The sequence below is a fragment of the Shimia biformata genome (assembly GCF_016888515.1).
Taxonomy (GTDB): Bacteria; Pseudomonadota; Alphaproteobacteria; order Rhodobacterales; family Rhodobacteraceae; genus Shimia_A; species Shimia_A biformata.
Window position 1 is genome coordinate 1,553,939 of record NZ_JAFEJK010000001.1, and the last position, 25,671, is coordinate 1,579,609.

The window sequence follows — 25,671 nt, forward strand, 5'->3', positions numbered from 1 at the left end:
ACTGAACCGAGCGCAGAACGCAAAGGCGCAAGTTCGGGCCGGGGGTTGATGAAACGCAGACTGGCAGCGGTGATGGCGGCGGATATCGTCGGGTTTTCGCGGATGATGGCATCCGACGAGGCGGTAACTCTGTCCGCCCTGCGCAGATTGCGGTCCGATCATTTTCAGCCCGCGGTCACGGCCCATGGCGGGCGCGTGGTCAAACTGATGGGCGATGGCGCGCTGGTCGAGTTCAACAGCGTCGTCGAAGCCTTTGCTGCGGCCCGCGACATTCAGACCACCGCATCCCGCCGGCCGCATGTCGGAGACACGCCGATCGCGTTGCGCATCGGGATCAACCTTGGCGATGTGATCGTGTCGGGGCGCGACATCTATGGCGACGGTGTCAATGTCGCCGCGCGGCTCGAAGCACTTGCCGAACCGGATGGCATCTGCATTTCCGGTGCGGTGCATGACAGTCTGACCGGCAAGACCGACGCCCGGTTCGAAGACCTTGGTCCACAGGAACTGAAAAATATCGACCGTCATGTCCCGGTGTTCCGCTGGCGCGCGGATGGTGTGCCTGCAGTGCATCGCTCCACCGGGCTGGGCAAACCTTCAATCGTGGTCCTTGCTTTTGACAACATGTCCGGTGATGCCGATCAGGAGTTCTTTTCCGACGGGATTTCCGAAGACCTCATCACCGCGCTCAGCCATTTTTCCGAACTGTTCGTCATTGCCCGAAACACCGCCTTCTCATTCAAGGGACAGGCCGTCAGCGTCGGCGCGCTTTGTGCAGAACTGGGGGTGCGTTACCTGCTGGAAGGCAGCGTGCGCAAGGCGGGCAACAAGGTGCGGGTCACCGCCCAGCTGATCGACGGGGAAACCGAAACTCATATCTGGGCAGGGCGGTTCGATCGTGACCTGACGGACATCTTCGCGGTTCAGGACGAAATCACCCAAGCCATTGTCGGCGCGGTCCTGCCCGAGACGATGACCGCCGAAACACGCCGCGTGCAGGCCAAGCGGGACACCGATCTGAGCGCATGGGAAATGGACCTGCGCGCCCGTCACCATGCCGGGCGGATCGACCGCGAGGGCTGGGTCGCGGCGCGGGAATACGCGGACCGGGCAGTCGCGCTGGACCCCACCGTCTCGGGTCCTTTGGTGACGCGGGCGATGGCGGAACTGGACGCGATGCTGCACCAGTGGCGGCCCGACGCGAAAGAGGCCATCGCCGAGGCCGTCGCGCTTGCAAAGCGTGCAATTGCGCTTGATCCCGGCGACGCGCAGGCGCGGTCCGCGCTGGGCAAGGCGGTGCTGTTTGGCCGCGGTTTCAACGAGGGGCTGTCACATCTGCAGGAAGCCGTGCGCCTGAACCCCAATCTGGCCAATGCGCATGGTGTTCTTGCGGCCTATCACGGTGTCAGCAACGAATATGATCTTGCCCGCGCCTGCTGTAACAAGGCTATGGCGCTGTCGCCGCGCGATCCCGGCCGGGCCTTCTGGCTGGGTGGCCAGGGCATCGGCGCCTATCTTTCCGGCGATTACGAGGGTTGCATCAGCTGCAACGACAGGGTGCTGCGCGACTTCCCCGGCTATGCCTCGGCGCTGCGTCAGAAGACGGCGGCGCTTGCCATGCTGGACCGCATGGACGAGGCGCAGGCGATGCTGGCGCGATTGTCCGAAAAGATGCCCGGCCAAACCGTCAGCGAGGTGCGCCATATTGTGCCCATCCGATATCCTGATGACCACGAACACTGGCTCGACGGGTTGCGCAGGGCGGGCATGCCCGAGGGCTAGTCCGTTTCCATCGGCAATTCCGGCGTGGTGGCCCATTCGCTCATGGAATTGTCATAGACCGCGATATTGTCCTGCCCAAGCTGGTACAGCAGGAAGGCGTCCCAGGTGGCGAAAATGCCTCCGCCGCAATAGGTGATGCATTGCCCGGCTTCGCGTGCGCCCACCGCGTCAAAGGCCTCGGCGATCCGGTCAATCTCATTTGCAAGGTGTGTGTCGGTATCAAACAGGTGCGGGGCCGGTATATTCACGCTTCCGGGGATGCGTCCGGGCCGGCCATAGCGCGGGTTCTGGCCCGAATGGACATCTGGCATCAGCGCGTTGATTGTCACGGTCTGCGGATCGTCAATCGCCGCGAGAAGCGCGTCCTTGCCGACAAAGACACCGGGACGCGGCGCCGGGGTCAGGTGGCCGGGGGCATAGGCCGAAGGTCCTGATTCAACGGCCTTTCCCGTCGCCTGCCACTGGGGAAACCCGCCATCCAGGATCGAGACCCGGTCAAACCCGACATAGCGCAGCATCCACCAGAACCGCGCCGCCCAGGTCGGCCCATTGCGGCTGTAAAGCACGACATGGCTGTCATCGCTGACTCCGGCGCGCGCGAAGGCGGCGGCCATGTCATCGGGCGGCAGGGCGGTCATGCTGAACGCCGCGCCCTGGGCCGAGAAATCCCGTTGCAGGTCAAGGCAGGCAGACCCGGGAATATGCGCGTCGACAAACTTGTCCGCCGCGCTGACCACGCGATAGGGCGCGTCTTCGTCGGGTGTAAACTCAAGGTATGTGGAACAGTCGAAAATACGCAGGCTTTTGTCTGTCAGCCGCGCATCAAGCCAGTCAACCGAGACCAGCGCCTCGGGGTCTCTCAGTTTTGTGCCGGTCATCGCAATTTCCTTTCCCCTCATGCCGTTTGCGGCCCAGCCTATCACATCGCCGCAAATCCGCCGAACGGCGCCTCTTTTCTTTCCATAAGGTGATCCTCGTGCTAGTCTCCGATCCAGACCCGGAAAACCGGGCGATTTGAGGCAGATCGGCGGTAACGCAATGACAGAGATGGTATATGGCTCGCTTCCCGTGCGCGGGGGCGAACCGGTTCTTCCGAAATGGTGGCGCACACTGGACAAGTGGACCATGTCCGCGATCCTGATGCTTTTCGGGATCGGGATCTTGCTGGGGCTGGCAGCGTCGCCGCCGCTGGCCGAGAAAAACGGGTTCCAGCCGTTCCACTATGTCCAGAAACAGGCGGTATTCGGAACGATGGCGCTGGTGGCGATGCTGATCACCTCGATGATGTCACCGCAACTGGTGCGGCGCCTTTCGGTCCTTGGTTTCGTTGCGGTTTTCATCGCGTTGTTGGGCCTGCCGTTCTTCGGCACCGATTTCGGCAAGGGCGCGATGCGCTGGTATTCGCTGGGCTTTGCCTCGGTTCAGCCGTCGGAATTCCTGAAACCGGTCTTCGTCGTGGTCTGCGCCTGGCTGATGGCCGCGAATGAAGAGATCAACGGCCCACCGGGGCGGCTGTGGTCCTTCATGCTGATGATCACCGTGGTTCTGATCCTAGCGCTGCAACCCGACTTTGGTCAGGCCTGCCTGATCCTGTTTGGCTGGGGCGTGATGTATTTCGTATCGGGCGCACCGATGGTTTTGATCGGCGGTATCATCCTTGCGCTGTTTCCGGCGGCGCAGTTTGCCTATTCCAACTCGGAACACTTCGCCCGCCGCATCGACGGCTTCCTCGACCGCACCGTCGATCCCACGACACAGATCGGCTATGCCACCAACGCCATCCGCGAAGGTGGTCTGTTTGGCGTCGGCGTGGGCGAAGGGCAGGTAAAATGGTCGCTGCCCGATGCCCATACCGATTTCATCATCGCCGTCGCCGCCGAGGAATACGGCGTGATCCTCGTCTGGGCGATCATCTTCCTTTATGCCCTGATCGTGCTGCGGTCATTCTTCCGACTGATGCGCGAGCGTGATCCCTTTACCCGTCTGGCCGGCACCGGTCTGGCGGCCATTTTCGGCGTGCAGGCCTTCGTCAATATGGGCGTGGCGGTGCGGCTTCTGCCGTCGAAAGGCATGACCTTGCCGTTTGTCTCCTATGGCGGGTCATCCCTGATTGCGGGGGGTATTGCAGTCGGCATGCTTTTGGCGTTTACCCGCAGCCGCCCGCAGGGGCAGATCGAGGATATTCTCAGGGGACGCACAAGATGACAAAACAGCCTTTGCTGGTGATGGCGGCGGGTGGCACCGGGGGACACATGTTCCCCGCTCAGGCACTGGCCGAAGCCATGCTGCGCAAGGGCTGGCGTGTGAAACTGTCCACTGACGCACGCGGGGCACGTTATACCGGTGGCTTCCCCCATTCGGTCGAAATCGAACAGGTCTCGTCCGCGACATTTGCCCGTGGTGGAATCCTCGCCAAGGCGGGGGTTCCGTTCCGAATTCTGGGCGGCGTGGTCTCGGCGATGAACAAGATGCGCAAAGACCCGCCGATGGTGGTGGTTGGGTTCGGCGGATATCCGACCATTCCCGCGATGGGGGCGGCCTGGCTGATGAAGCTGCCGCGCATGATCCACGAGCAGAACGGCGTCCTTGGCCGGGTGAACCAGAAATTCGCCCCGCGCGTCGACGTGGTCGCCTGCGGCACGTGGCCAACCGACCTGCCAACGGGCGTCACCGGTGAACCTGTCGGCAACCCGGTCCGCGCCGCCGTGCGCGAGCGGGCAGGCGCGGCCTATATCCCGCCGGGCGATTACCCGATGTCGATCCTTGTCATGGGGGGCAGTCAGGGCGCGCGCATCCTTTCCGACGTGGTGCCTGCCGCCATTGCCGCGCTGCCGCCGGAAATCCTAAGGAACATTCGCGTCAGCCATCAGGCCCGCGACGAGGACGGCGCGCGGGTGACGGACTTTTACGCGGAACATGGCATCAGTGCCGACGTGCAACCCTTCTTCCACGACGTCCCGGCCCGGATGAGCGAGGCGCAGCTTGTGATCTCGCGCTCGGGCGCGTCGTCGGTGGCGGACATCAGCGTGATCGGCCGGCCCTCGATCCTGATCCCCTTTGCCGCCGCCACCGCAGACCACCAGACCGCCAATGCCCGCGGGCTGGTCGACGCGGGCGCCGCGATCCTGATCCCTGAAAGCCGGTTCAGCGTCGATGCGCTGGCCGAGCAGATGACAACCATCCTGAGCCAGCCGCATGCCGCCGAAGCCATGGCACAGGCCGCGCTGTCGGTCGGGCACCCGGATGCAACAGACGCGCTGGTCGCTTTAGTCGAGCGGCTGGCCAGCAAGGACCACTAAGCCATGAACGCAGCCACCAAACTTCCGGGCGATGTCGGCCCGATCCATTTCGTCGGCATTGGCGGCATCGGCATGTCAGGCATCGCCGAAGTGCTTTTGAACCATGGCTACACGGTGCAGGGCTCGGACTTGAAGAAATCCAAGATCACCGACCGGCTGGAGCGGCTGGGGGCAAAGCTGTTTATCGGCCAGAAGGCGGAAAACCTTGAGGGCGCCGAGGTCATCGTGATCTCGTCCGCGATCAAGCCGGGCAACCCGGAACTGGACGAGGCGCGCAAGCAGGGTCTGCCCGTGGTACGCCGCGCCGAGATGCTGGCCGAGCTGATGCGGCTGAAGTCGAACATCGCGGTGGCCGGAACCCACGGCAAGACCACGACCACCACGATGGTTGCCGCGCTTCTGGATCACGGGAAGTTCGATCCGACCGTGGTGAACGGCGGCATCATTCATGCCTATGGATCAAACGCCCGTGTAGGCGACGGTGAATGGATGGTGGTCGAGGCCGATGAAAGCGACGGCACTTTCAACCGCCTGCCCGCAACCATCGCCATCGTGACCAATATCGACCCCGAGCATATGGAGCATTGGGGCACGGAAGAGGCGCTGCACAAAGGGTTCTTCGATTTCGTGTCGAACATTCCCTTCTACGGGCTGGCGGTCTGCTGCACCGATGACCCGGACGTGCAAACCCTTGTCGGCAAGATCACCGACCGCCGCGTCGTGACCTTTGGCTTCAACGCGCAGGCCGATGTGCGTGCGATCAACCTCAGCTACAAGGCAGGCGTGGCGCATTTCGACATCCGGCTTGCGGCCGAGGACACGGTGATCGAGGGCTGCACATTGCCGATGCCCGGCGACCATAACGTGTCAAACGCGCTGGCGGCGGTGGCCATCGCCCGGCATCTCGGCATGAAGAAGGACGAAATCCGCGAGGCGCTGGCCGCCTTTGGCGGCGTCAACCGCCGGTTCACCAAGGTCGGCGAATGGCAGGGCATCCCGATCATTGACGACTACGGCCACCACCCGGTCGAAATCGCCGCCGTGCTGAAAGCCGCGCGGCAGGCCTGCGAGGGCCGCGTCATCGCGGTGCATCAGCCGCACCGCTATTCGCGCCTGTCGACGCTGTTCGAAGATTTCTGTGCCTGTTTCAACGAGGCCGACGTTGTCGGCATCTCGGACGTGTTCGCCGCCGGAGAAGATCCGATCCCCGGCGCCAGCCGCGATGACCTTGTCGCCGGGCTGGTCCGTCACGGCCACCGCCACGCGGTTGCCATTGACCGCGAAGAGGATCTGGAAGCGCTGGTGCGGGCCGAGGCCAAACCCGGCGATATCGTTGTATGCCTTGGCGCGGGCACGATCAGCGCATGGGCCAACAACCTTGGGGATCGGCTCAGATAATCGACCGCTGAGCGAAAGGCCGGCGGGGACAAGGCTTTGGGAAGGGTCTTAGGGGACGCATGGATCATCTGAAGCGGCGGATCGGGCTGGGGCTTCTGACGGCTTATGGCGTCGGTGTCATGGTGGGCGCCGGGATCTATGTTCTTGTCGGCGCGGTTGCAGCCGAGGCCGGGGTCTGGTCGCCGCTGGCCTTCCTTCTGTCGGGCCTCGTGGCGGCACCCACCGCACTGTCCTATTGCGAATTGTCCACCCGGATGCCCGAAGCGGGCGGCGAAGCGGTCTATGTCGGGCGCGGTTTCAACAGCGTGGCGGCGGCGAATTTCGTCGGTCTTGCGATCGTGGTCGCGGGCATCATCTCGTCCGCTGCCGTTTTGCGCGGCGGGGTCGGCTATCTTTTGCAGGTCGTCGACATGCCCGAGATGCTGGCGCTAGTGGTTGTCGGCGGATTTCTTGTCGCGCTGGCAATGTTCGGCTCGCTTGAAAGCCTTGTCTTTGCCGCCATCTGCACGGTGATCGAACTGGGCGGGCTGGGGCTGGTGATATGGGCCGGGTTCAGTGCCCCGCCCGTGCCCGAGATCCTGTCGCCGCCGCAAATCCCCTGGGTCGCTGTTGGCGCAGGGGCGCTCTTGGCGTTCTTTGCCTTCCTCGGCTTCGAGGATCTGGTGAACATGGCGGAAGAGGTGCGCGACCCGAACCGCAACATGCCCCGCGCGATCCTATTATCGCTGGTCATCACCACCATCATCTATTGCATCGTGGCCTATGCCGCTTTGCGTGCCCTTCCGGTGTCGCAGTTGATCGGCAACGAAAGCCCGCTGACCGCCGTCTGGACCGCGGGTATGGGGGGCGAGGGGCGGTTCTTTTCGTCCATTGCCGTCTTTGCCGCGCTGAACGGCGTGCTGGCGCAGATCGTGATGGCGTCGCGGATGCTTTACGGTCTTGGCAAAACCACGCCCGCCCTGTCGGTGTTCCACGTCGCGAACGCCCGTACCGGCACGCCGCTTCTGGCGACGGCGCTTGTCGGTGGGCTGGCGATCCTGTCCTCGCTGTTCCTGCCGCTGGCAACCCTGGCCGAGGTGACGTCATTTATCCTTCTGGCCGTGTTCCTGCTGGTGAACATGGCGCTGATCGCGCACAAAAGGCGCTCGGACACCACCGGGTTCCGGGTGCCCGTGCTGGTTCCGTGGATCGGGCTGGGGCTGTCGGCGGCGGCGCTGGCGCTATACATTGCCACCAACCTTTGACAGCCAAGAGGTCAGCCAATGTCGATTTCCCTTGTTCTTGCCCTGATCTGGCTCATCGTGGCCAACCTGCGCGCCATGTTCCCGTCGCGCGACCACCACTGGAAATTCGCCTATGCCATGATCGCCGTCGGCATTCCGATCCTTGGTTTCGTGACCTATCAGAACGGCATCTGGATCGGGCTGATCGTGCTGGCGATGGGTATGTCGGTTCTGCGCTGGCCGGTGATCTACCTCGTGCGCTGGCTGCGGCGGCAGGTGGGGCAGGGCTAGCCCGCCATGCGCAGTCGGTTCCGGGGACAGCACTCCGGGGGCTGACATTTGCGTCCGGCTTCGTGTATGTGCGCGGGGCACAGGCCAAAGCGAAAGACCAAAGATGCGTCCCGACGATATTCCCACACGCGGCAAGCTGACCCCGAACAAGGACCTCTCGGGGCTGACATGGCTGCGTGTCGGCGGTCCGGCGGACTGGCTGTTTCAACCTGCCGACGAACAGGACCTTGCCGATTTCCTTGCCGCGCTGGACCCGGATATCCCGGTCTTCCCGATGGGGGTCGGATCGAACCTGATCGTGCGCGACGGCGGACTGCGCGCCGTGGTGATCCGTATGGGGCGGGGGTTCAACGGGATCGAGGTTGACGGAACCACGGTCACCGCCGGGGTTGCCGCACTGGATGCCCATGTCGCGCGCAGGGCGGGCGAGGCGGGCGTCGACCTGACCTTTCTGCGCACCATTCCCGGCGCCATCGGCGGTGCGGTGCGCATGAATGCGGGCTGCTATGGCTCTTACGTGGCGGACGTGTTCGTCACAGCCCGCGCCGTGACGCGGACGGGCAAGATCGTCACTCTGACGGCGGATGACATGAACTTCCGCTACCGCCAGACCGATCTGCCCGAGGGCTGGGTTCTGACCTCGGCAACACTGCAAGGCCCGGAAGGGGAACCTGCTGCGCTGGCCGCGCGTATGGAGGACCAGCTGGCCAAGCGTGACGCCACCCAACCGACCAAGGACCGCACCGCCGGAAGCACCTTCCGCAACCCCGCCGGGTTCTCGTCCACGGGGCGGGCGGACGATGTGCATGACCTGAAGGCGTGGAAGCTGATTGACGACGCAGGCATGCGCGGGGCCACCGTGGGCGGCGCACAGATGAGCGAGAAACACTCGAACTTCATGATCAACACCGGCACCGCCACCGCCGCCGACCTTGAAAATCTCGGCGAGGAAGTGCGAAAAAGGGTGTTCAAGAACAGCGGAATACAGCTAGAATGGGAAATCATGCGCGTCGGCGAACCGGCGGCATGAGGCGGGTTGCGTCGACAGGCAAAGAACGCGGCGCAATTTCGTCATAAAAACAAGGCTGAACAAGCCGAAACAAGGGCCAAAAAGGTCCGGCAGAAAATGAGGCACGGTGGGTTATGTCGAGCAGGGCAAACCCCAAAGTGGCGGTATTGATGGGCGGCCCCTCGGCGGAACGAGAGGTCTCGCTGGCATCCGGGCGTGAATGCGCGGCCGCACTGAGGGACGCAGGATTCGAAGTGGTCGAGGTCGATGCAGGCCGCGATCTGGCGTCGCGTCTGGACAGCCTGAAACCCGATGTCGTCTTCAACGCCCTGCATGGTCGCTGGGGCGAGGACGGCTGTGTGCAGGGTCTGCTTGAGTGGCTGCAAATTCCCTATACCCATTCCGGCGTGCTGGCCTCGGCCCTTGCGATGGACAAGGAGCGCACCAAGGACACCTATCGCGCCCATGGCCTGCCCGTGGTCGACAGCCTTCTGGCGCCGCGCGACGAGGTCCGCCAACGCCACGTGATGGAACCGCCCTACGTGGTGAAGCCCTATAACGAGGGCTCGTCCGTTGGCGTCTATCTGGTTCACGAGGTTGCAAACGGCCCGCCGAAACTGGCCGACACCATGCCCGACACCGTGATGGTCGAGGCCTTTGCGCCGGGACGCGAACTGACGACGACGGTGATGGGTGACCGGGCGCTGACGGTGACCGATATCCTGACCGACGGCTGGTATGACTACGACGCCAAATACAAGCCCGGCGGGTCGCGCCATGTGGTGCCGGCAGAGATCCCGGCCGAGATTTTCGACGCCTGTATGGATTTCGCCCTGCGTGCCCATGACGCGCTTGGCTGCCGCGGTGTCAGCCGCACCGACTTCCGTTGGGACGAGGCGCGCGGGCTGGACGGGTTGGTCCTGTTGGAAACCAATACCCAGCCCGGCATGACCCCGACATCGCTTGCGCCGGAACAGGCACAGGTGCAGGGGATCTCGTTCCCCGAGTTCTGCCGCTGGATGGTGGAGGATGCCTCATGCAACCGATAAAGCCGCAGCCCTGCGATCCGGCCCCGTCGCGTCTGGCTTATCGCTATCAGCGCCTGATGCTGACGCCGCTGTTCCGGCTGACGCTGCGGGTTTTTCTGCCTTTCCTGCTGTCGCTGGCGGTTGCCGGGATCTACCTGTCGGATGCAGACCGCCGCGACCAGCTGGCAATGGCGGTGGGTGATCTTCGCAACTCGATCCAGACGCGGCCAGAGTTCATGGTCAATGTCATGGCCATCGACGGGGCCAGCCGCACCATTGCCGAGGACATCCGCGAAGTCACGCCGATCGATTTTCCAATCAGTTCCTTCGACCTCGATCTGGAGCTGATCCAACAGACCGTTGCCGAACTGCCCGCCGTGGCCCGCGCCACGGTGCGCATCAAGCCCGGCGGCATCCTGCAGGTGTCGGTGACCGAGCGCGACCCGGTCATGCTGTGGCGGTCACGCCAGGGTTTGGCGACGGTAGACAAGGCCGGCTATGTGGTGCGCCCTGTGAATTCCCGTTCGGCGCGGGCAGACCTGCCGTTGATCGCCGGGGATGGCGCTGAAGAACGCGTGGACGAGGCCCTGGCCCTTTACGAGGCGGCGGCACCGATCGCGGACCGGGTGATCGGGCTTGTGCGTGTCGGCAAACGCCGCTGGGACGTGGTTCTGGACCGTGATCAGCGCATTCTCTTGCCGGAAGAAGACGCCGTGACCGCGCTTGAGCGGGTCATCGCGCTGGGCCACAGCCAGGACATGCTGGCCCGTGACCTGGTTGCCGTCGATATGCGCATCGCCGAGCGCCCCACCATCAGAATAGCCGAGCGCGCCATGGAGGAATGGTGGCGCATTCGTCAGACCCCAGTTGAAAAGAGGGAAGAATGACCGAGCTTTACGAAACCCAGCGCGCGATGCGCAACATGCGCAAGGCCGCGATGCAGCGCGGCGTGGTGGCGGTGCTGGACGTGGGCACGTCCAAGATCGCCTGCCTTGTCCTGCGGTTCGACGGCACTGACCGGCTGAACGAGGTCGAGGGCATCGGCCCGATGGCCGGGCAATCCGGTTTCCGCGTGATCGGCGCGGCGACAACCCGGTCCCGCGGGGTGAAATTCGGCGAAATCCACGCCATGCAGGAAACCGAACGCGCCATTCGCACCGCGATCCAGGCGGCGCAGAAAATGGCCAAGGTGCGTGTCGACCACGTCATCGCCTGTTTCGGCGGGGCCGAGCCGCGGTCCTATGGGCTGGACGGGGCCATCGAACTTGAAGGGCACGTGGTCACGGAACAGGACGTTGCGCGTGTTCTGGCCGCCTGCGACGTTCCCGATTACGGTGAGGGGCGCGAGGTGCTGCACGCCCAACCTGTGAATTTTGCGCTGGACCACCGCTCGGGCCTGTCCGATCCGCGCGGCCAGATGGGGCAGCGTCTGACCACCGACATGCACATGCTGACGGTGGATGAGATCGCGGTCCAGAACCTGGCCCATTGCGTCAAGCGCTGCGATCTTGAACTGGCCGGGATCGCGTCGTCGCCTTATGTATCCGGGTTGGCGTCGCTGGTCGAGGATGAACAGGAACTGGGCGCGGCCTGCATCGACCTCGGGGGCGGGGCGACGGGCATCTCGATCTTCCTCAAGAAACACATGATCTATGCCGACAGCGTGCGTATGGGCGGCGATCACGTTACCGGCGACATTTCGATGGGTCTGCAAGTGCCCACGGCCACCGCCGAGCGGATCAAGACATTCTTCGGTGGCGTCGTGGCCACCGGCATGGACGACCGCGACATGATCGAGCTTGAGGGCGAGACCGGCGATTGGGAACACGACCGCCGCACCGTCAGCCGTGCCGAACTGATCGGCATCATGCGCCCGCGCGTCGAAGAGATCTTAGAAGAGGTCCGCGCCCGTCTGGACGCGGCCGGGTTCGAATACCTGCCAAGCCAGCAGATCGTTCTGACCGGCGGCGGCAGCCAGATTCCCGGTCTTGACGGTCTGGCCAGCCGCATCCTGGGCCAGCAGGTGCGCCTTGGCCGCCCGATGCGGGTTCATGGCCTGCCGCAGGCGGTAACCGGCCCGGCCTTCGCCAGTGCCGTCGGCATGTGCCTGTTTGCCACCCACCCGCAGGATGAGTGGTGGGACTTCGACTTGCCGGTGGAACGCTATCCCGTCCGCTCGATCCGTCGCGCAGTGCGCTGGTTCAAGGACAACTGGTGATCCGGCATGCGGCGTGACTGGGCAACGACATGCGCACTGTGCGCCATGCTGTGCCTTGCCCCGCTGCATGTTGCCGGGCAGGAACTGATTTCGCCGCAGGAATTTCTGGATCGCGTGGCAGGCAAGACGGTCGAATTCCGCTATCAGAAAACGGGCCAGCTGGCCGGGGTGGAACACTTCCTCAGTTCCACGGAGACAGTCTGGAGTTCGGCGGCCGGCGGCTGCAGACCCGGCCAGATTTTCATCAATGGCCGCGAGCTGTGTTTCCATTATCCGACACAGGCGAACGAGAAAACCTTCTGTTGGTATCCCTTTCGGAAAGGCGATCAGCTGATGGTGCGATTTGCCCGCTTCAACATGCCCGTTGTGCAGATTGCCACGTCGATCACGGACGAACCGCTGGACTGCGACGGGCCGCCGATGAGTTGAAAATGACCCTTGCGCAGCGCCGCAGCATGGCTCAGAATGGCGGCGATCGGCGCACTCAAGACGCCGCAGCCAGGCCGAGCAGGGCCCAAACATCGGATGGTTTTCCTTGTCGCAGAGCGCGCCGTCGCCTTTGCCGATTTCGCGCGACTAGTTGCCCGCACCTTTGATTCCGCTAAATCTGCGCGTTTCGGCAAGATCCCGCAGACGAGACCGCATTTTTCGCCATATTTTGTAGTGTTTTTTGCTTTTTTGGGTGACGATTCCCCACGTGACGGTTAATAATGGCCGTGAATAGGCAGAAAGACCCCGGAATTTGCGGGGGATAACAACAGGCGGAACGTTCTATGACATTGAATCTGACGATGCCGGATCAGGCGGATCTGAAGCCCCGTATTACCGTGTTCGGCGTGGGTGGCGCCGGGGGCAACGCGGTCAACAACATGATCGCGAAGAACCTTGAAGGGGCCGAGTTCGTGGTGGCCAACACCGACGCGCAGGCGCTTCAGCAAAGCGATGCCAAGAACCGCATCCAGCTTGGGGTGAAAGTGACCGAAGGTCTGGGCGCCGGGGCGCGCGCCAGCGTCGGCGCAGCCGCCGCCGAGGAAAGCATCGAGCAGATTGTCGACCAGCTGGCTGGCGCGCATATGTGCTTCATCACCGCTGGCATGGGCGGTGGCACCGGCACGGGTGCCGCTCCGATCATCGCGCAGGCCGCGCGTGAACTGGGTGTCCTGACCGTCGGCGTCGTCACCAAACCCTTCCAGTTCGAAGGGGCGAAGCGGATGAAGCAGGCCGAAGAGGGCGTCGAGGCGCTCCAGAAGGTTGTCGATACGCTTATCATCATCCCGAACCAGAACCTGTTCCGTCTGGCGAATGAAAAGACCACCTTCACCGAGGCGTTCTCGATGGCGGACGATGTCCTCTATCAGGGCGTCAAAGGGGTCACCGACCTCATGGTCCGTCCCGGCCTGATCAACCTCGACTTTGCCGATGTGCGCGCCGTGATGGACGAGATGGGCAAGGCGATGATGGGCACCGGCGAGGCCGCAGGCGAGGATCGCGCAATCCAGGCCGCAGAGAAGGCGATCGCCAACCCGCTCTTGGATGAAATCAGCCTGAAAGGGGCGCGTGGCGTCCTGATCAACATCACCGGCGGCCACGACCTGACCCTGTTCGAACTGGACGAGGCGGCGAACCGCATCCGCGAGGAAGTTGACCCGGATGCCAACATCATCGTCGGCTCGACACTGGACACTGGCATGGAAGGCGAAATGCGCGTCAGCGTCGTCGCAACCGGCATCGACGCGGTCGAGGCTGATGCCCCGATGCCGCTGCCCCGCCGCTCCATGGCCAAGCCGCTGACCCAGACCGTCAGCGCCGAAGTCGCCGTCGAAGAGGTCGCCGAGATCGAAGAAACCCCGGTTGTTGCCGAGGTTGCCGAAGCCACCGAGGAACCGTCGCTGTTCGGCGACTTCGACGCACAACGCGCCGCAGCCGAAGAACAGGTCGAGGACATCTTCGAGCAAGAGGCCGCAGACGATCTGCCGCCGCCGGCCTATCAGCCGCGCGTCGAGGCGTTTCAGCCGCAGCCGGAACTTTACGAGGATGACGAGCCCGAGGCCTATGTCGCACCTCAGCGCCCGCCCGCAGGATCGGTATCGAGCGAAACCATGACCCGGCTTCAGGCCGCCGTTGCCAAGGCTCCCGCCGCGCCCGCGCGTCGCCCGGAGCCGGTGGCATCGGCCGGCGCCAAGAAGCCCGCGTTTGGCGGTGGCATCAATTCGTTGATCGGCCGCATGACCGGACACAAGGATCAGCCCGAGATGGGCCGCCCGGCTCCGTCGGCAGTGCGCAATCAACCGGCCGTGCAAGCGGCACAGCCGGAAGCGGAACAGGACGAGGATCAGGACCGGATCGAGATTCCCGCCTTCCTGCGTCGCCAGGCCAACTGATCGGGAAATATTCCCGTTATCTGAAGACCAAAGAGCCGTCCCTTGGGGCGGCTCTTTCTTTTTTAAAAACAGTGTATTGGGTGCGCTGAGGCGGGGTTTCGCCCATTTGTTTCTTCCATGTTTCAGACCGTTGCAACATGTGAATTGTGATGCGCAGGGCGGTTTATTAGGTCAGGGTCGAGGCCAACTGGGGATGGCTTCGCGACACTGGAGCCAAATGTGCAAAGCACCGTTACGACATCAATTACCTTCCAGGGCACCGGCCTTCATTCCGGCAAACCCGCGACGCTGACCATCCGTCCGGCGGCGACAGATCATGGCATCTGGTTCTGCCGCACCGATGCAAAACGTCAGGAAGCGATGATCCCCGCACTTTGGAGTGTGGTTGAGCAAACCGCGCTCTGCACCCGGCTTGTCAACGACGCCGGAGTATCGGTCTCGACCGTGGAACATGTCATGGCCGCGCTTGCCGGTTGCGGCATTCACAACGCGCTGATCGAGATTGACGGCCCCGAAGTTCCGATTCTGGACGGCAGCGCCGCGCCCTTCGTTCGTGGGATTCTCGATGCCGGTGTGCAGCCGCAGTTCGGTGACATCTACGCCATCGAGATCCTGAAGCCCGTCTCGGTGACCCGTGGCGAAGCCCGAGCCGAGCTTGCGCCCTCGTCGGAATTGCGTATCGACTTCCACATTGATTTTGCCGACGCCGCGATTGGTGTGCAGGACAAGGGCCTGAACATGGCCAACGGCTCTTTCGTGCGCGAACTTTGTGACAGCCGCACCTTCTGCCGGAAGGCCGATGTGGACATGATGCGCGCCAACGGGCTGGCCCTGGGTGGCACGCTTGAAAACGCGGTTGTGGTCGATGGGGCCGAGATTCTCAGCCCCGGCGGTTTGCGCCACAAGGACGAGGCCGTGCGCCACAAGATGCTGGACGCGCTGGGTGACCTCTATCTGGCGGGCAAACCCATCATTGGCCGCTATACCGGCATCCGCGCCGGTCACGCGCTGACCAACCAGCTTTTGCGCACGCTGTTCGACACGCCTGATGCCTATCGCGTCGTGCGCTGCGACCCCCTCATGGCGGCCCGCCTGCCGGGTGTTGGCGTGCATCAGGGCGAAATCCCGGTAACGGCCTGAACGACAGGTGCGAAAAGACGCCAAAGGCGTTTTGCACCGCGATTTTCTGTGCTAACAGCTTGGGACGAGGGTGGGTGCAAAACCTGCCGCCACGAACAAGAGGTTTGGCAGCATGACAGGGGGCAGATCCCGGATTCTGGCAGTTGCGGTGCTATTTTCCGCCGGCCTTCTTGCGGGATGCGGCGGAAGTGACAAATCAATCGACAAGTTCCAGCGCGGGACATTGTCGACCGAAGTCTATACCGCGGAACAGATTTTCGAGCGTGGCGAGTTTGAACTTGAGCGCGGCAGGGCCGGGGACGCGGCCTATTTCTTTGCCGAGGTTGAGCGGCTTTACCCCTATTCCGACTGGGCCAAACGGTCGCTGATCATGCAGGCCTATTCGTTCCACAAGGCCGAGGACTATCCCAACAGCCGCGCCGCCGCGCAGCGTTACATCGACTTTTATCCGGCCGAGGATGACGCCGCCTATGCGCAATACCTGCTGGCGCTCAGCTATTATGACCAGATCGACGAAGTCGGTCGGGATCAGGGGCTGACATTCCAGGCGCTGCAATCGCTGCGGGCGGTGATCGAGAATTATCCCGAAAGCGACTATGCCGACTCAGCCATGCTGAAGTTCGACCTGGCCTTTGACCACCTTGCCGGCAAAGAGATGGAGATCGGGCGCTATTACCTGAAGCGCGACCAGTTCGCCGCCGCCGCCAACCGGTTCCGCGTCGTGGTCGAGGATTTCCAGACCACCACCCACACGCCAGAGGCGCTGCACCGGCTGGTCGAAAGCTACCTGTCGCTGGGTCTTTACGACGAAGCCCAGACCGCAGGGGCTATCCTTGGCCACAACTATCAGTCGACCGAATGGTATCAGGACAGCTACAAACTGCTGACCAGTGCCGGGCTAGAGCTGAAGTCGCGCGGCAACAACTGGCTGTCCTCGATCTATCGCCAGACCGTCAAGGGCGAATGGCTCTGACGTCGGATCGCGTGGCATCATGCTGAGATCACTTGATATCCGTGACATGCTGATCATCGACCGGCTGGAATTGCAATTCCAGCCGGGTCTGAACGTACTGACCGGCGAGACCGGGGCGGGGAAGTCCATCCTTTTGGATTCTCTCGGTTTCGTTCTGGGCTGGCGCGGGCGCGCGGAACTGGTGCGCGCGGGCGCCGATCAGGGTGAAGTGGTCGCCGTCTTTGACCTGCCCGACGGTCACGCAGCCCATGCCGTTCTGGACGAGGCCGGGTTGCCCGGTGGGGACGAGTTGATCCTGCGACGGGTGAACGCGCGGGACGGGCGCAAGACGGCCTGGGTCAACGACCGGCGCTGTTCAGGCGAGGTGCTGCGCGCCCTTTCTGAAACCCTTGTCGAATTGCACGGCCAGCACGACGACCGCGGCCTTCTGGACCCGAAGGGCCATCGCGCGCTGTTGGATGCCTTTGCCGGAACCGAGGACAAACTGATCAAAACCCGGACCGCTTGGCGCACCCTTGGCGCCGCGCAAAAGGCGCTGTCCGAAGCGCAGGCCGCGCTTGACGAGGTCCGCGCCGAAGAGGAATTCCTGCGCCACGCGGTTGGCGAGTTGGACCAGCTTGACCCACAGCCCGGCGAAGAGGCGGAACTTGATACGCGCCGCCGGACGATGCAGGCCGCCGACCGCATGCGCGACACGGTGGCACGGGCGGCGCAGGCGCTGGGGCAGGACGGGGTCGAGGCACCGATGGGCGACGCGCTGCGCTGGCTGGAAAGCGCGCTGCCGGACCTTGAGGACAGCTTGACCGCGCCGATCGCGGCGCTGGAACGGGCGCTGTCGGAACTGGCCGAGGCCTCGGACGGGGTGGAGCGCGCGCTCGAGGCGCTCGACTTCAACCCGCTGGAGCTGGAACAGACCGAGGAACGGCTTTTTGCCATTCGCGGTTTGGCGCGCAAACACGGCGTTGCCCCCGATGATCTGGCAGGGTTTGCCGACGGCCTCCGGGCGCGGCTTGAAACGCTGGATGCCGGGGCCGGGCGGATCGACGATCTGCAACGGGCCGTGAAGGATGCGCAGGCGGAGTACGACAAGGCGGCGGAAACGCTGACTGCCAAACGCCAAAGCGCGGCCAAGGCACTGGACAAGGCCGTGATGGGCGAACTGGCCCCGCTGAAGATGGAACGCGCGGTTTTCACCACAGATGTCACCGAAGGCGAGGCCGGGCCGCAGGGCCGCGACCTTGTCGAGTTCCGTGTCGCCACCAATCCCGGCGCGCCCTCTGGCCCTCTGGCGCGGATTGCTTCGGGCGGCGAACTCAGCCGGTTCCTTCTGGCGCTGAAAATGTGCCTGTCGTCCGAGGAAAGCGGCCTGACCATGATCTTTGACGAGATCGACCGAGGCGTCGGCGGCGCGACGGCAGACGCGGTGGGGCGGCGGCTGAAGCAACTGGCCGAGGGCGGGCAGGTGCTTGTCGTCACCCATTCGCCGCAGGTCGCAGCCCTTGGCGCGCATCACTGGCGGGTCGAGAAATCGGTGAAAGGCGAACAGACGCTTTCGACCGTGACGCCGCTGGATGCCACGACCCGCGTCGACGAACTGGCGCGCATGATCTCGGGCGACACGATCACCGGCGAAGCCCGTGCCGCCGCTGCCGCACTTCTGAACGGTTAGTGCGGCAAACCGGTATTTTCACTTAACCTTTGCCTCGCAACTCCTTAAAGCTGTTAAGGAATACCCGGCATGACTGACGACTGGATGGCCGGGGCAACCCTGGGGCACCATGTCCAATTCGATCCGCTCGTTTCTGGCAGACAGTCTGCGGCAGGCCGCTGAGACCAGCCGCGAAGGATGGCGTGTCCTGGTCACCAAGGGGCCAAGCCAGATCCAGTTCTGGTTCATCGCGCTGGGGATTGGCATTGGCGCCGGGTTTGCGGCGCTTTACTTCCGAAAGGCGATCATCTGGCTTCAGGCGACGGTTTATCGAACCGATGACATCAACCTGTTGCACACCCATGCCGGCACCTTGCCGTGGTATCTGTTGTTGCTGTTTCCCATTCTCGGTGGCCTTGCCGTCGGTCTGATCCTGCACCGATTTACCGATGACGGGCGGGTGCGCTCGGTCGCTGACGTGATCGAGGGCGCGGCCCTGCGCGAAGGCCGGGTCGAGACCAAGGCCGGGATCGCCTCGGCCGTGTCTTCCTGGATCACGTTGTCGACGGGCGGGTCGACGGGCCGCGAGGGGCCGGTGGTCCATATGGCAGCGCTGATCTCGACCTGGGTTTCGAACCGGATCAACGCCAATGGTATCACCGCCCGCGACCTGATGGGCTGCGCCGTGGCCGCGGCAGTTTCGGCAAGCTTCAATGCACCAATCGCGGGCGCGCTGTTTGCATTGGAAGTTGTGCTTCGCCATTTTGCCGTCCACGCCTTTGCCCCAATCGTGATCGCATCCGTTGCGGGCACGGTGATGAACCGGCTGGAATTTGGCGATGTGACCGAGTTCGTGCTGCCCGGCACCTCGGCGCTGGAGTTTTATCAGGAGCTTCCCGCCTTCCTGATGCTGGGCTTTGTTTCGGGCCTGGTTGCCGTCGCCCTGATGTGGACGATCTTCTGGGCCGAGGACATGGGCAACCAGATCCAGGCACGCACGGGCATGCCGCGCTGGTTGCGGCCCGCGATATCGGGCGCGATGCTGGGCGGGCTGGCAATCTGGTTCCCGCACATCATCGGTGTCGGCTATGAAACCACCTCTGCCGCGCTGACCGGGCAACTGGTCCTGCATGAGGCGATTGTCTTTGCCATCCTCAAGGTGATCGCAGTGTCATTCACCATGGCGGGGCGCATGGGGGGAGGGGTGTTCTCACCTTCGCTAATGGTGGGGGCGTTGACGGGTCTTGCCTTTGGCCTGATCGCCACCAGCGTCTTTCCAGACGTGTCCGGCACCACGACGCTTTATGCGCTGGCGGGCATGGGGGCAGTGGCGGCGGCGGTCCTTGGGGCGCCGATCTCGACCACGCTGATTGTCTTTGAGCTGACCGGCGACTGGCAGACCGGGCTGGCGGTGATGGTCTCGGTCTCGATCTCGACCGCGCTGGGGTCACGGCTGGTGGACCGGTCGTTCTTCCTGACCCAGCTTGAACGGCGCAAGGTCCATGTCGCCGCCGGACCGCAGGCATACTTGCTGTCGATGTTCCGCGTCTCACGCGTGATGCGACCGCTTGAGGACCCGCGCTGCGCCGAGAAAACTGCCTGCTGGGACATGATTTCCGAAGGGGTTTATGTTGACGCCAATGCCACGCTGGAAACCGCCATGCCGATCTTCGAGACCTCGGGCGCGCGGTTCCTGCCGGTGGTGTCGATCAAGGGCAAGGGGGAACCCCCGGAACTGCGCGGGGCGCTGTTCCATGTTGATGCGCTGAAGGAATACAACCGCGCCCTTGCTGCGACCGCTGCCGAGGAACACAGCTAGGCGGCCTGAAAATCGGACCACTGGATGTTCAGCACCGATCTGACCTCGGCCTGCGTCAGGACGGGCCGCGCCATCGGCCCATAGGCACCTTCATCGGCGCACCATTGGGGGAACTGTTGCTCTAGCTCGGCCCGCGCGTCCCCGGACAGGTGCCGCAATGCCTGCGGGCCGGGAAAAAAGCTTTCGGTGGCAAGCCCCTCGGACAGGACCACGGCATGAGCCGGAAGCAGCATGTGATAATAAACCACGTCCTCGACCACGTCGCTGCCGCGTTGGGTGCGATGCTCCATGACATGTCGTGCGCTGGCAAAGGCTTCGTCGTGACCCGAGACCAGTTCGACCCCGTAACCCGCCAGAACGATCCTGTGCTGCGGCGATAGCCAGAGGTCACGGTGCGGCGTAGCGGGGTCAAAGGAGCCCTTGGGAATGCAAACGGGGCGCAGATCAGCATTGAAACGCAAGGCGGCGGCGCTGAACCGGCTGCCGGTGATCCAGAGGACCGGCACCGGGCCATGGTCGACCGTTTGAACAAGATCGCCGGGGCGCAGGTCTTCGACCAGGCACTCGCCATTGAGTGTCAGGATATGTGTGCCGCCCCGGAAACAGACCGGCGTCGGGCCCGGCGAGGTCGACACGGACTGGATATCGATCGCGCCGTTGCCAAAGGCGTCCATCTCGGTCTGGGATGCATCCTGCCCGGGCAAAAAGGCCAGACGCGACGTTGTCCCGACGGTCGGATAGTCGAGGATGGTAATGATAACCACCGGATCGCCTTCGAACTGATCCGGCACCTGCTGCGAACCGTCCTTTTTCTGGGTAGGCAGGGTGCCTGACAGTTCAAATACAAACTCATAGGCGGTGCCGTCGATGACGACCACGGTGTCGGGGTCGGCCTGATCCGGTCCGGGTTTGTCCAGGTTCAGGTCGCCGTCGTTACCATCAATATCGTAGCCCGAAAACGTCAGCAGAATCGCCGGATCGCCCGTCAGGTTCAAAGCCGGGTTATTGGCGGAATTGCTGTCGAACCGCGCGTAATAGGTCAGGTCGCCCATGCCGAATTTTGTCCCATCCTGCCGGAACGTGCCGGCCTAAGATTTTGGTGTCGTGCAACAATTTGTCCGCCAAATGCGGCGACACTTGGGATGGAACGCGGCAATAGATGCGCGCTGTCTGCAGGTTTTCAGTGGATGACCGGATGGTCGTCAGACCCGCTCAACGGCCACGGTGTCACTTTTTTCAAAGGCGATATGACCCGCCAGCCGCGCCGCATCCGCCAGCGGGGTCTCGTAACTCCAGGCGGCATTGGGCAAAGTCGTGCTTTTGGTGATGATCGAGAAATAGGACGCGTCGCCCTTGTCTTTGCAGTGGGTGCGGTAATCGCTGACATCAAGAAAGGCCATGGCGATGTCGCTGCGCGGGAAATAGATCACCGGGGGATAGTCGCCTTCGGTCAGTTCCAGCGCGTCGGCGCTTTCGGCGATCACGGCCCCACCCGCGCGCACAGTCCAGTTTCCGTCCGCCTTGCGAATGATAATAGGTTTTGCCATGTCCGTGTCCTCCGTCAGCCCATGCCCCAGCGTCGCGCCGGGACATGACAGGATCATGTCACCCATCCCCGGATTGGCGATGTGTCACAGCGGCGCGGTGGCGCGATCCAACCACATTGCGGCGTCATTTGCCAGTCGCGGCGACAGGTGTTGACGGCACGTCGCATGATATTCGTCGATCCAGCGTCGTTCCTCGCTGTCAAGCAGCGACAGGTCGATCATGCGGCGGTCTATGGGGGCAAAGGTCAGGGTGCGGAACTGCAGCATCTGGCGGTGGTCGTCACCGCCGGGCAGGGCGGGGGCCTCTTCCACAGCGATCAGGTTCTCGATTCGGATGCCAAAGGCGCCTTCACGGTAATATCCCGGCTCGTTCGACAGGATCATACCCGGCTCCAGCGGCACATCCGAAACACGGCTCAGGCGCTGCGGCCCCTCATGCACGCACAGATAGGCACCGACCCCATGCCCCAGCCCGTGATCGAAATCCTGCCCGGCCATCCACAGCGGCAGGCGGCCGATCGCCTCGATATGGCACCCCGCCAGACCACGTGGCCAGCGCATCCGGCTGACCGCGATCATGCCTTTCAGAACGCGGGTGAAAGCGGCCTTTTCCTCGGCCCCCACCGCGCCGACGGGCAGGGTGCGGGTGATGTCGGTGGTGCCGTCGCGGTATTGCCCGCCGGAATCCAGCACCACGAGGTCGCCGGGCGTCAGGGTGCGGTTGCTCTCCTCGGTCACGCGGTAATGCATGATCGCGCCATGCGGCCCGCTGCCCGCGATGGTGTCAAAGCTGAGATCCAGAAGCGCATTGGTGGCGCGGCGGCACTCTTCCAGGTGACGGACCATGTCGATCTCGGTAATGCCGGTTTTGGCCTTGTCGTCAAACCACGACAGAAATTCGCAAACCGCCGCCCCGTCGCGCAGATGCGCCTCGACGCTGCCGGCGATCTCGGCCTCGGTTTTGCGCGCCTTGGGCAGGGCGCAGGGGTCGTTGCCATAGGAAATCTCAATTCCGGCAGAGCCAAGCGCCGCTTCGACAGCCAATGGTGCGCTGGACCGGTCCAGCCGGATCGGACCGGCAAGATCGGTCAGGCGTGACAGGAAGGATGCCGGTTTGTGCAGGCTGACATCCGGGCCGAAATGGTCGACAATCCCGTCGATCTTTTCCGGCGCGATGAACAAATCGACCCGACCATCGTCAAAAAGGATCGCAAACCCGTGTGGCACCGGGTTGCGTTCAATATCACCCCCCCGGATGTTCAAGAGCCACGCCAGGCTGTCGGCCAGGGTGATCACCGCTGCATTGTCGCCTGCGTCGCGCAGGTCCTGCGCCAGTTCCCTGCGCTTCTCGTCATGGCTTTTGCCTGCAAATTCAACCGGCTGCACGGTGACAGGGGCAAGTGGCGGTGCCGGCTGATCGTCCCAGATGCGGTCGACCAGATTGTCCACCGGCACCAGTGAGATGCCGCGCGCGTCCAAGTCACGCCGCAGGGTTTCGACCTCGGAAACCGTGTGCAGCCACGGGTCCAGACCGAGTTTGGCGCCTTCGGGCAGGTGTTGGCACAGCCAGGGGCCAAGCCGCGTTTCGGGCCAGTCGACGGGGGTGAAAACGTCGGCAACCTGCGATTTGACCTGCACGCGATAGCGCCCGTCGACAAAGACCCCGGCCATATTATGCAGGGCGGCGCAGAACCCCGCCGACCCGGTGAACCCGGTCAGCCAGGCCAGACGCGCGTCATGCGCGGCGACATATTCGCCCTGATGCACATCTGCACGGGGCACCAGAAAGCCGTCCAACCCTTCCGCCGTCATCTCGGCACGCAACGCGGCAAGGCGCGGCGGGCCGTCATTGGGGTTGGTGGTGGCGGTGAAATCCTGGAACATTGCGGCCTCCCGAGGCGAAGATGCGACTCGGGGTGCAGGCTAGGCCACCGCGCGGCGGGTGCAAGCCGGAAACGTCAGCTGGCCCGCTTGATCCCCATGACCCGCGCCCGCGCGCGGGGATCGGTGTCAAACAGCGCCGCCAGCTGCTCGGTCATCGCGCCTGCCAGCTGTTCGACATCCGTGATCGTCACCGCGCGGTCGTAATAACGGGTGACGTCATGGCCGATGCCGATGGCCAGCAATTCGACGAACTTCCGTTTCTCGATCATCGCGATCACGTCGCGCAGGTGTTTTTCGAGGTAGTTCGCAGGGTTCACCGACAGGGTCGAGTCATCCACCGGCGCGCCATCGGAAATCACCATCAAAATCTTGCGCTGCTCGGGCCGGGCCAGCATCCGACGATGCGCCCATTCCAGCGCCTCGCCGTCGATGTTTTCCTTCAACAGCCCCTCTTTCATCATCAACCCGAGGTTCGGACGGGCGCGGCGCCAGGGCGCGTCGGCCTTTTTATAGATGATGTGGCGCAGGTCATTCAGGCGGCCCGGCGTCTGCGGACGGCCATCGTTCAGCCATTTCTCACGCGCCAGCCCGCCTTTCCACGCCCGTGTGGTAAAGCCAAGGATCTCGACCTTCACGTTGCAGCGTTCCAGCGTCCGCGCCAGAACATCCGCGCAGATCGCGGCAATCGAGATCGGACGCCCGCGCATCGAGCCGGAGTTGTCCAGCAACAATGTCACCACGGTGTCGCGGAACTCGGTATCTTTCTCGATCTTGAACGACAGGGGCGTCGTGGGGTTCGCCACCACCCGCGCCAGACGTCCGGCATCAAGGATGCCTTCCTCAAGGTCAAATTCCCAACTGCGGTTCTGCTGCGCCTGAAGGCGGCGTTGCAGCTTGTTCGCCAACCGGCTGACCGCGCCTTTCAGCGGCTCAAGCTGTTGATCCAGATAGGCCCGCAGCCGTTCCAGTTCGACCGGCTCGGCAAGGTCCTCGGCGGCGATTTCCTCGTCATGGCTGTCGTCATAGACGCGATAGTCGGGGTCGGCCTCAGAGACAGGAGGCGGGGGCGGCGGCTCCAGCGGGGCCTCGCCGTCGGGCATTTCGGTTTCTTCGGTCAGCTCGTCCTCGGCCATGTCGTCCATCTGGACCTGGGCCTCGGTCATGTCCTGCTGTTCTTCCTGCGACTGCTCGGGATTGGCCTCCGAGTCGTCGTCCTGCGCGTCTTCCTGACCAGTGGAATCGGGGTCTTCCTGATCCTCGGCGTCTTCGGCCTCTTCCTGGCTTTCGTCGTCGATCTCGTCGGGATCATCGCCCAGTTGGTCGCCATAACCGAGATCGGAAATGATCTGGCGGGCGAATTTCGCAAATCCCTGCTGGTCATGCAGGATCGCGTTGAGGTCGTCGAGGTGGTCGCCCGCCGACTGCTCTATGAAGCCGCGCCACAGGTCCATGACATTCTGCGCGCCCGAGGGCAGGTCGCGGCCCGTTGCAAGGTGGCGGATCAGGTATCCCGCGGCCACCGCGAGCGGCGCATCGCTGGACTGGGTGATGCCATCATAGCCCCGCCCGCGCGCTTCATGCGCGATCTTGGCGTCGATATTGGTGGCGGTGCCGGGCATGTCGCGGGCGCCCATCGCCTCGCAACGGGCGGTTTCCATCGCCTCGTAAAGCTCGCGCGCGATGCCGTCCTGCGGGGCATAGCGGGCATGGGTGGTGCCGTCGTGATACTTGTGGTTCAGGGCCAGCGCATCCGCCGTGCCACGGGCCAGCAGAACCTCGTCCCGCGTCATCCGGCGCGAAACCTGCGGCAGGCGCATCGAGTCACCCGACACGCCCGACGGGTCGACCGTATAGGTCACCGACAGATCGGAATTGTCGGCGATGACCTTGGTCGCCTCGGCCAGGGCCTTCTTGAACGGATCGGCGGGGTTGTCGCTGGGTTTCTTCATGCGTCTAACCGTATCCTATCGCCGGGCTTGCTGGGAAGGCAGCGCCGGCCCGCGGGGTGGCGAGAAGCGCCCGCCCCGTTTT

The 25,671-nt window shown here is 63.6% G+C and carries 22 protein-coding genes; 17 read left to right on the forward strand and 5 right to left on the reverse strand.

Translation table 11 applies throughout. The features are described 5' to 3' along the window. Positions 1-48 precede the first annotated feature (48 nt). Complete coding sequence (locus JQ863_RS07485) at positions 49-1,782, forward strand: adenylate/guanylate cyclase domain-containing protein (RefSeq protein ID WP_204113669.1); 1,734 nt, start codon at positions 49-51, stop codon at positions 1,780-1,782. On the opposite strand, the gene JQ863_RS07490 is transcribed toward JQ863_RS07485, so the two are convergent. Beyond that, positions 1,779-2,660, reverse strand: coding sequence for a sulfurtransferase (locus tag JQ863_RS07490; RefSeq protein ID WP_204113670.1), 882 nt, complete (start codon positions 2,658-2,660; stop codon positions 1,779-1,781). The genes JQ863_RS07485 and JQ863_RS07490 overlap by 4 nt on opposite strands. 160 nt (positions 2,661-2,820) lie before the next feature. On the opposite strand from JQ863_RS07490, the gene ftsW reads away from it, so the two are divergent. From ftsW to JQ863_RS07570, 16 genes are all read left to right on the forward strand, one after another. Beyond that, on the forward strand, positions 2,821-3,987 hold the full coding sequence (gene ftsW, locus JQ863_RS07495; RefSeq protein WP_204113671.1) for a putative lipid II flippase FtsW: 1,167 nt from the start codon (positions 2,821-2,823) through the stop codon (positions 3,985-3,987). Beyond that, complete coding sequence (locus JQ863_RS07500; RefSeq protein ID WP_204113672.1) at positions 3,984-5,081, forward strand: UDP-N-acetylglucosamine--N-acetylmuramyl-(pentapeptide) pyrophosphoryl-undecaprenol N-acetylglucosamine transferase; 1,098 nt, start codon at positions 3,984-3,986, stop codon at positions 5,079-5,081. Before ftsW ends, JQ863_RS07500 begins: the two co-directional genes overlap by 4 nt. Positions 5,082-5,084: 3 nt before the next feature. Then, positions 5,085-6,479, forward strand: coding sequence for a UDP-N-acetylmuramate--L-alanine ligase (gene murC / locus JQ863_RS07505; protein ID WP_204113673.1), 1,395 nt, complete (start codon positions 5,085-5,087; stop codon positions 6,477-6,479). A 59-nt stretch (positions 6,480-6,538) separates the two neighbouring features. Beyond that, complete coding sequence (locus JQ863_RS07510) at positions 6,539-7,723, forward strand: APC family permease (protein ID WP_204113674.1); 1,185 nt, start codon at positions 6,539-6,541, stop codon at positions 7,721-7,723. An 18-nt stretch (positions 7,724-7,741) separates the two neighbouring features. Next, positions 7,742-7,993, forward strand: a complete 252-nt coding sequence (locus JQ863_RS07515; RefSeq protein ID WP_204113675.1) for a DUF2484 family protein — start codon at positions 7,742-7,744, stop codon at positions 7,991-7,993. A gap of 103 nt (positions 7,994-8,096) precedes the next feature. Next, positions 8,097-9,023, forward strand: coding sequence for a UDP-N-acetylmuramate dehydrogenase (gene murB, locus JQ863_RS07520; RefSeq protein ID WP_204113676.1), 927 nt, complete (start codon positions 8,097-8,099; stop codon positions 9,021-9,023). A 113-nt stretch (positions 9,024-9,136) separates the two neighbouring features. Further along, positions 9,137-10,051 (forward strand): D-alanine--D-alanine ligase, encoded by a 915-nt coding sequence (locus JQ863_RS07525; RefSeq protein WP_204113677.1) that lies wholly within the window; start codon positions 9,137-9,139, stop codon positions 10,049-10,051. Then, positions 10,039-10,917 (forward strand): cell division protein FtsQ/DivIB, encoded by an 879-nt coding sequence (locus JQ863_RS07530; protein ID WP_204113678.1) that lies wholly within the window; start codon positions 10,039-10,041, stop codon positions 10,915-10,917. The genes JQ863_RS07525 and JQ863_RS07530 overlap by 13 nt, the downstream gene beginning before the upstream one ends. After that, the gene (gene ftsA / locus JQ863_RS07535; protein ID WP_204113679.1) at positions 10,914-12,248 is read left to right on the forward strand and encodes a cell division protein FtsA; all 1,335 of its coding nucleotides are present in this window, start codon (positions 10,914-10,916) and stop codon (positions 12,246-12,248) included. Before JQ863_RS07530 ends, ftsA begins: the two co-directional genes overlap by 4 nt. A gap of 6 nt (positions 12,249-12,254) precedes the next feature. Beyond that, the gene (locus JQ863_RS07540) at positions 12,255-12,677 is read left to right on the forward strand and encodes a hypothetical protein (protein WP_204113680.1); all 423 of its coding nucleotides are present in this window, start codon (positions 12,255-12,257) and stop codon (positions 12,675-12,677) included. Positions 12,678-12,686: 9 nt separating this feature from the next. Next, the gene (locus JQ863_RS07545; protein WP_204113681.1) at positions 12,687-12,956 is read left to right on the forward strand and encodes a hypothetical protein; all 270 of its coding nucleotides are present in this window, start codon (positions 12,687-12,689) and stop codon (positions 12,954-12,956) included. Between the two features lie 65 nt (positions 12,957-13,021). After that, entirely contained in the window at positions 13,022-14,629 is a 1,608-nt protein-coding gene (gene ftsZ / locus JQ863_RS07550) for a cell division protein FtsZ (protein WP_204113682.1), read from the forward strand. 219 nt (positions 14,630-14,848) lie between these two features. Then, positions 14,849-15,769 (forward strand): UDP-3-O-acyl-N-acetylglucosamine deacetylase, encoded by a 921-nt coding sequence (lpxC, locus tag JQ863_RS07555; protein WP_204113683.1) that lies wholly within the window; start codon positions 14,849-14,851, stop codon positions 15,767-15,769. 112 nt (positions 15,770-15,881) lie between these two features. Further along, positions 15,882-16,742, forward strand: coding sequence for an outer membrane protein assembly factor BamD (locus tag JQ863_RS07560; RefSeq protein WP_204113684.1), 861 nt, complete (start codon positions 15,882-15,884; stop codon positions 16,740-16,742). A 19-nt stretch (positions 16,743-16,761) separates the two neighbouring features. After that, the gene (gene recN / locus JQ863_RS07565; RefSeq protein ID WP_204113685.1) at positions 16,762-18,411 is read left to right on the forward strand and encodes a DNA repair protein RecN; all 1,650 of its coding nucleotides are present in this window, start codon (positions 16,762-16,764) and stop codon (positions 18,409-18,411) included. 109 nt (positions 18,412-18,520) lie between these two features. After that, entirely contained in the window at positions 18,521-20,209 is a 1,689-nt protein-coding gene (locus tag JQ863_RS07570; protein ID WP_204113686.1) for a chloride channel protein, read from the forward strand. Here the strand turns inward: JQ863_RS07570 and JQ863_RS07575 are convergent. The 4 genes from JQ863_RS07575 to cobT all read right to left on the reverse strand — a co-directional run bounded on the left by JQ863_RS07575 (position 20,206) and on the right by cobT (position 25,589). After that, complete coding sequence (locus tag JQ863_RS07575; protein WP_204113687.1) at positions 20,206-21,261, reverse strand: Hint domain-containing protein; 1,056 nt, start codon at positions 21,259-21,261, stop codon at positions 20,206-20,208. The two genes, JQ863_RS07570 and JQ863_RS07575, sit on opposite strands and share 4 nt — an antisense overlap. A 150-nt stretch (positions 21,262-21,411) precedes the next feature. After that, a complete protein-coding gene (locus tag JQ863_RS07580) occupies positions 21,412-21,756 on the reverse strand; it encodes a DUF427 domain-containing protein (protein ID WP_204115090.1) in 345 nt (114 codons plus the stop codon). Between the two features lie 84 nt (positions 21,757-21,840). Beyond that, entirely contained in the window at positions 21,841-23,640 is a 1,800-nt protein-coding gene (locus JQ863_RS07585; RefSeq protein ID WP_204113688.1) for an aminopeptidase P family protein, read from the reverse strand. Between the two features lie 74 nt (positions 23,641-23,714). After that, positions 23,715-25,589: a cobaltochelatase subunit CobT gene (gene cobT, locus JQ863_RS07590; protein WP_204113689.1), complete on the reverse strand. Its 1,875-nt coding sequence runs from the start codon at positions 25,587-25,589 to the stop codon at positions 23,715-23,717. Positions 25,590-25,671: the final 82 nt, after the last annotated feature.

Bases quoted from the DNA above. Each gene is read 5' to 3' on its own strand.
- JQ863_RS07485 (WP_204113669.1), top strand. From the start codon at position 49: ATGAAACGCAGACTGGCAGCGGTGATGGCGGCGGATATCGTCGGGTTT.
- JQ863_RS07490 (WP_204113670.1), bottom strand. From the start codon at position 2,660: ATGACCGGCACAAAACTGAGAGACCCCGAGGCGCTGGTCTCGGTTGAC.
- ftsW (WP_204113671.1), top strand. From the start codon at position 2,821: ATGACAGAGATGGTATATGGCTCGCTTCCCGTGCGCGGGGGCGAACCG.
- JQ863_RS07500 (WP_204113672.1), top strand. From the start codon at position 3,984: ATGACAAAACAGCCTTTGCTGGTGATGGCGGCGGGTGGCACCGGGGGA.
- murC (WP_204113673.1), top strand. From the start codon at position 5,085: ATGAACGCAGCCACCAAACTTCCGGGCGATGTCGGCCCGATCCATTTC.
- JQ863_RS07510 (WP_204113674.1), top strand. From the start codon at position 6,539: ATGGATCATCTGAAGCGGCGGATCGGGCTGGGGCTTCTGACGGCTTAT.
- JQ863_RS07515 (WP_204113675.1), top strand. From the start codon at position 7,742: ATGTCGATTTCCCTTGTTCTTGCCCTGATCTGGCTCATCGTGGCCAAC.
- murB (WP_204113676.1), top strand. From the start codon at position 8,097: ATGCGTCCCGACGATATTCCCACACGCGGCAAGCTGACCCCGAACAAG.
- JQ863_RS07525 (WP_204113677.1), top strand. From the start codon at position 9,137: ATGTCGAGCAGGGCAAACCCCAAAGTGGCGGTATTGATGGGCGGCCCC.
- JQ863_RS07530 (WP_204113678.1), top strand. From the start codon at position 10,039: ATGCAACCGATAAAGCCGCAGCCCTGCGATCCGGCCCCGTCGCGTCTG.
- ftsA (WP_204113679.1), top strand. From the start codon at position 10,914: ATGACCGAGCTTTACGAAACCCAGCGCGCGATGCGCAACATGCGCAAG.
- JQ863_RS07540 (WP_204113680.1), top strand. From the start codon at position 12,255: ATGCGGCGTGACTGGGCAACGACATGCGCACTGTGCGCCATGCTGTGC.
- ftsZ (WP_204113682.1), top strand. From the start codon at position 13,022: ATGACATTGAATCTGACGATGCCGGATCAGGCGGATCTGAAGCCCCGT.
- JQ863_RS07560 (WP_204113684.1), top strand. From the start codon at position 15,882: ATGACAGGGGGCAGATCCCGGATTCTGGCAGTTGCGGTGCTATTTTCC.
- recN (WP_204113685.1), top strand. From the start codon at position 16,762: ATGCTGAGATCACTTGATATCCGTGACATGCTGATCATCGACCGGCTG.
- JQ863_RS07570 (WP_204113686.1), top strand. From the start codon at position 18,521: ATGTCCAATTCGATCCGCTCGTTTCTGGCAGACAGTCTGCGGCAGGCC.
- JQ863_RS07575 (WP_204113687.1), bottom strand. From the start codon at position 21,261: ATGGGCGACCTGACCTATTACGCGCGGTTCGACAGCAATTCCGCCAAT.
- JQ863_RS07580 (WP_204115090.1), bottom strand. From the start codon at position 21,756: ATGGCAAAACCTATTATCATTCGCAAGGCGGACGGAAACTGGACTGTG.
- JQ863_RS07585 (WP_204113688.1), bottom strand. From the start codon at position 23,640: ATGTTCCAGGATTTCACCGCCACCACCAACCCCAATGACGGCCCGCCG.
- cobT (WP_204113689.1), bottom strand. From the start codon at position 25,589: ATGAAGAAACCCAGCGACAACCCCGCCGATCCGTTCAAGAAGGCCCTG.